Genomic DNA, 4715 nt, shown 5'->3' on the forward strand with positions numbered 1-4715 from the left:
AATTTCGGCTGTCCTTCGCGGCGTTGGGGGCGCTGCCCCCGTCGCGGCAAGCCGCGACTCCCCCGGGATATTTCTTGCCAGAAGAAACCCGGGGCGGGAGCGCTCCCGGCTTCTCTTCGTCAAAAATACTCCCGCCGGAGGCCGGCCGGACCGCGCGGCCTGGCGCCGATCCCGGGGATCTGCCCCGCCGGACCAGGGCAGTGGACATGAAAAGGGCGCGCGGAGTGTCCCCCCGCGCGCCCCTTGGGATCCTGTCGGCGTGACGGGTTATTCCTTCACGGTGATGCGGCCATCGGTGTAGGGCGTGTAGGGCGCGTTGGCGGCAAGGTATTCCGCCGTCACATCCGCCAGATCGGGGCCGAAATCATAGGCGTTCTCGGCGTTGACGAACATCTTGTAGCCGTCGCCGCCATTGCGGACGTAGTTGTTCGACACCGCGCCATAGGTGGCCTCGGGGTCGACCGGTTCGCCGCCGACCATGACGTCGGAGATGCGGCTGCCCGGCTCGGCCGAGGGATCGACGGTGAAGGACATGCCCGCGACCTGCGGGAAGCGACCGGCGCCCTCTTCCATCTGGCTGGCGCCGTTCTCGAGCGCCTCCACAAGCGTCGCGCCGGTGATCTGGAAGGTCGAGAGCGTGTTCTGGAACGGCAGCACCGTCAGCACCTCGCCCATGGTCACCTCGCCGGCATCGATCGAGGCGCGCAGGCCGCCGCCATTGGCGATGGCGATCTGGATACCCTGGTCCTTGACCCGGTCGAGCATGGCATCGGCCACCAGGTTGCCCATCGGGCATTCCATTGCCCGGCAGACATCGCGCGAGCCGTTGATCTCGTCCGAGGTCTCGGCCACCACCTCGTTGCGGATCTCTTCCAGCGGCGCGGCGGCCTCTGCAATGCGCGCCTTGGTGCCCTCGTCCTCGGAAACGCTGGCATCCATGATGATCGGCGCGCCGGAGGCCGAAACCACCTTGCCGTCATCGTCGAAGCTCACGTTCAGCTCGCCGAGGAACTTGCCGTAGGCATAGGCCGAGACGATGGCCGTGTCGCCCACCATGGTGGGATAGGGCCCCTCGGCACCGTCCATCTCGCCCAGCAGCGTGTTGGAGTGGCCGCCGACGATCACGTCCACGCCGGTGGTGTTCTCGGCGACCGAGAGGTCGACCTTGTAGCCCGAGTGCGACAGCACGATGATCTTGTTGACGCCCTCTTCGGTCAGCTTGTCGACCTCGCCCTGCACCGCGTCGGCAGGGGGCGTGAAGATCACGTTCGGCCCCGGCGAGGCGAGCTCGTCGGTGTCCTGCGGGGTGAGGCCGATGAGGCCGATCTTCTCGCCGTTTTTCTCGATGATGGTCGACTTCATGATCGCGTCCGCGAGCAGCGGCTCGCCGGAGATGTCGGCGTTCGACATCAGCACCGGGAACTCGACCGAATCGACGAAGCCGCGCAGCACCTCGGGGCCGTCGTCGAACTCGTGGTTGCCCACGGTCATCGCGTCGTAGCCCATCTTGTTCATCATCTCGGCGGCGAGCTTGCCCTTGTAGTAGGTATAGAACAGCGTGCCCTGGAACTGGTCGCCGCCATCCACCAGCAGGTAGTTGTCGAGACGCGCCTTGGCGTCCTCGAGCGCGGTCACCAGGCGGGCCGACCCGCCAAAGCACTTGCCCTCGGCGTTGTCCTCTTCGCCGCAGGTCGAATCGTACTTGCTGATCGGCTCGAACCGGGAGTGGAAATCGTTGGTGTGAAGAATGGTCAGCGAATACTCGGCGCTCGCAGCACCCGCGGTGAGCGCAAGCGCGGCGGCGCTGGTCAGCAGACGGAAATTCATCGGAGAAACCTCTCTGTGGGCGTTATTATGACAGAAGTGTTGCAACGCTTCCGCGAGCGAGTCAAAGCACGGCTTCACCTGACGTAGCGCCCGCCTGTCACAACGGCGCGACACCGCCCAATCCGGGCGCGGCGGAGTGCCGGCCCTAAACGGTCCAGCCGCGGACCAGCGTGCGCGCCATGCCGGCGGTGTCTGCGTCGAGCCGGTCGACCAGCAGGTGCAGCCACGCCATCGCCATCACCGCGCGCGCCATGTCGGCCGACGGCACCTCGGAGGAAAGCTCACCGCGGGCGGTGGCGCGGTCGAAGAGCTCGGAAAGACTGGCGAGCCGGTCCTGCCGGTAGGCTTCCAGCGCCTCGCCGACCTCGGCGTCCCCCTGTGCCTCGGCGATGATATGGCGGAAGATGCGCCCTTCGGGGCGGCTCCAGTGACCGAAAAGCGTGTCCAGGAACCCCTTCACATCGCCTTCGAGCGTGCCGGTATCGGGATAGCCCGCGATGCGCTTCTGGCGCTGATAGACCGCCATCAGCAGCGCGCCGCGTGTCGGCCACCATCGGTAGAGCGTGGCCTTGCCGGCGCGGGCGCGGCGCGCCACCGCCTCCATGCTGAGCCCGGAGATGCCCTTTTCCTCGACAAGTGCGACCGCGGCATCGAGCACGGCGGCCTCGGTCTCGGGGTTGCGGCGGGCGCCGATGGAGGCTCGTTTTGCGGTCATTGGCGATGGATCCGGTCTTTTTTCCCGTCTTACGTCTTTACACGCCCCAAGACCAGCCCTTATAGAAACGATACGTTCCGTTCTTATTCCTCCCCAACCAAGGACTCGCGCATGACCATTGCCGCCCGCCCTCCGTCCCGCACCCGCCTCGCCATCTTCGTCTTTCTCGGAGTCTACCCGCTGGTGACGGCGTTGATCTATGCCCTCGCCCCGCTCACCACCGGCTGGGAGATCTGGCAGCGCAACCTCGTGATGGTGCCGATCATCGTCGCGACGATGATCTGGGTGATCATTCCCCGCATCCACCGCCATTGCGGGCGCTGGCTGTAACAGACGGGTGCGACCCCGCCGGGGATTGACCGGCGGGGCGTTCCCGGTCATCTGGAGGCCATGCTGATCTACAAAATCCTGAGGTCCGGGGAATGGGCCGCGCTGCAGGCCGAGGCCGAGACCACCGGTGCGCCGGTGGACGTGGCCGACGGCTATATCCATTTCTCCACCCTCGAGCAGGTGCGCGAAACCGCCGCGAAGCATTTCGCGGGCGTGGACGGGCTCTACATCCTCGCCTTCGAGGCAGACGAGCTCGGTGATGCACTGACATGGGAGCCCTCCCGCGGCGGAGCGCTGTTCCCGCATCTCTATGGTCCGCTGAGGCTCGCGGATGTGCGCTGGTCGCGCCCGCTGCCGCTCGGCCTCGGCGGCCATGTGTTTCCGGATGACATGACATGAGCCTGATCGAACGCGCCGGCCTCACGGTGCTGCACCGCATCGACCCGGAGGCCGCGCATGGCCTCGCCATGATGGCCCTGAAGATGGGTCTCGCCCCTGCCCCCGGCACGCTGACCTCCGAGCGGCTGCGCTGCCGGGTCGCGGGGCTGGAGCTGGCCAACCCGGTGGGGCTTGCGGCCGGCTTCGACAAGAACGCCGAGGCGCTGTCGGGGCTGGCGAAATCCGGCTTCGGCTTTGTCGAAGTCGGCGCCGCCACGCCCCGCCCGCAGCCCGGCAACCCCAAGCCGCGGCTGTTCCGGCTGATGCAGGAGCAGGCCGCGATCAACCGCTTCGGCTTCAACAATGACGGCATGGAGGCGATCGCCGGCCGGCTGGCGCATCGCCCGCGCGACATGGTGCTGGGGCTCAATCTCGGCGCCAACAAGGACAGCGCCGACCGCGCGGCGGATTTCGCGCAGGTGCTGGCGCGCTGCGGCAACGATCTCGATTTCGCCACGGTGAACGTGAGCTCGCCCAACACCGAAAAGCTGCGCGACCTGCAGGGCAAGGACGCGCTCTCGGCGCTGCTCGCCGGCGTTCTGGCAGCGCGCAACGGCCTGGCAAAGCCGATCCCGGTGTTTCTCAAGATCGCCCCGGATCTCGACGAGACGGGGCTGAGGGATGTGGCCGAGGTGGCGCTGGCCTCCGGCATCGACGGCATCATCGCCACCAACACCACGCTCTCGCGCGAGGGGCTCAGCTCGCCCTTCGCAGCGCAGGCGGGCGGGCTCTCGGGCCAGCCGCTGTTCGAGAAATCCACCCGCGTGCTGGCGCGGCTGTCGCAGCTGACCGAGGGCAAGCTGCCGCTGATCGGCGTCGGCGGCGTGGGCTCGGCCGAGCAGGCCTATGCCAAGATCCGCGCCGGCGCCTCGGCGCTGCAGGTCTACACCGCGCTGGTCTTCGGCGGCATGAGCCTGATCCCTGAGATCGTGCGCGGCCTCGACGCGCTGCTGGCCCGCGACGGTTTTGCCTCCGTCGCCGAGGCGGTGGGCACCGGCCGGGAGGACTGGCTATGATCCTCTGGCACAATCCCCGCTGCTCGAAATCGCGCGAGGCGCTGGCGCTGCTCGAGGCGAAAGGCGTCACCCCCGAGATCCGCAAATATCTCGAAGACGCGCCGTCCTACGAGGAGCTCAAGGCGGCGCAGACCGCCCTAAACCTCCCCGCGATCGAGATGATGCGCACGAAGGAGCCCGCCTTCCGCGAGATGGGCCTGAGCAAGGACGCCGACGACGACACCCTGCTGCGCGCCATGGCCACCCAGCCAAAGCTCATCGAACGCCCGCTCGCAATCGAAGGCGCCCGCGCCATCCTCGGTCGCCCCCCGGAAAAGGTCCTCGACCTGCTCTGACCGCCAGCCAGACGCCCCCGTCTTCTTTGGTTCAAAAATACCTCGGGGGTGAAT

6 protein-coding genes are annotated in these 4715 nt (G+C 67.3%); 4 read left to right on the plus strand and 2 right to left on the minus strand.

Annotated elements, in window-relative coordinates; all coding sequences use genetic code 11:
• Window positions 1-267 precede the first annotated feature (267 nt).
• Together AC6RA4_RS22070 and AC6RA4_RS22075 are read right to left on the minus strand one after the other, a co-directional pair.
• Window positions 268-1827: a bifunctional metallophosphatase/5'-nucleotidase gene (locus tag AC6RA4_RS22070; RefSeq protein ID WP_500163970.1), complete on the minus strand. Its 1560-nt coding sequence runs from the start codon at window positions 1825-1827 to the stop codon at window positions 268-270.
• A 145-nt stretch (window positions 1828-1972) separates the two neighbouring features.
• Window positions 1973-2542 carry a TetR/AcrR family transcriptional regulator gene (locus AC6RA4_RS22075; RefSeq protein WP_500163972.1) on the minus strand — a complete coding sequence of 190 codons (570 nt, stop codon included), beginning with the start codon at window positions 2540-2542 and terminating at the stop codon, window positions 1973-1975.
• A 111-nt stretch (window positions 2543-2653) separates the two neighbouring features.
• Here AC6RA4_RS22075 and AC6RA4_RS22080 point away from each other — a divergent pair, with 111 nt between their 5' ends.
• Genes AC6RA4_RS22080 through arsC form a run of 4 tightly spaced genes read left to right on the plus strand, consistent with a single transcriptional unit; the run spans window position 2654 to window position 4661 of the window.
• A complete protein-coding gene (locus AC6RA4_RS22080; protein ID WP_500163974.1) occupies window positions 2654-2872 on the plus strand; it encodes a putative antibiotic biosynthesis monooxygenase in 219 nt (72 codons plus the stop codon).
• A gap of 60 nt (window positions 2873-2932) precedes the next feature.
• A complete protein-coding gene (locus AC6RA4_RS22085) occupies window positions 2933-3271 on the plus strand; it encodes a DUF952 domain-containing protein (RefSeq protein WP_500163976.1) in 339 nt (112 codons plus the stop codon).
• On the plus strand, window positions 3268-4326 hold the full coding sequence (locus tag AC6RA4_RS22090; RefSeq protein ID WP_500163978.1) for a quinone-dependent dihydroorotate dehydrogenase: 1059 nt from the start codon (window positions 3268-3270) through the stop codon (window positions 4324-4326). The genes AC6RA4_RS22085 and AC6RA4_RS22090 overlap by 4 nt, the downstream gene beginning before the upstream one ends.
• Window positions 4323-4661 carry an arsenate reductase (glutaredoxin) gene (arsC, locus tag AC6RA4_RS22095; protein WP_500163979.1) on the plus strand — a complete coding sequence of 113 codons (339 nt, stop codon included), beginning with the start codon at window positions 4323-4325 and terminating at the stop codon, window positions 4659-4661. Before AC6RA4_RS22090 ends, arsC begins: the two co-directional genes overlap by 4 nt.
• The last annotated feature ends 54 nt before the right edge of the window (window positions 4662-4715 follow it).

The sequence above is a fragment of the Salipiger sp. genome (assembly GCF_059781815.1).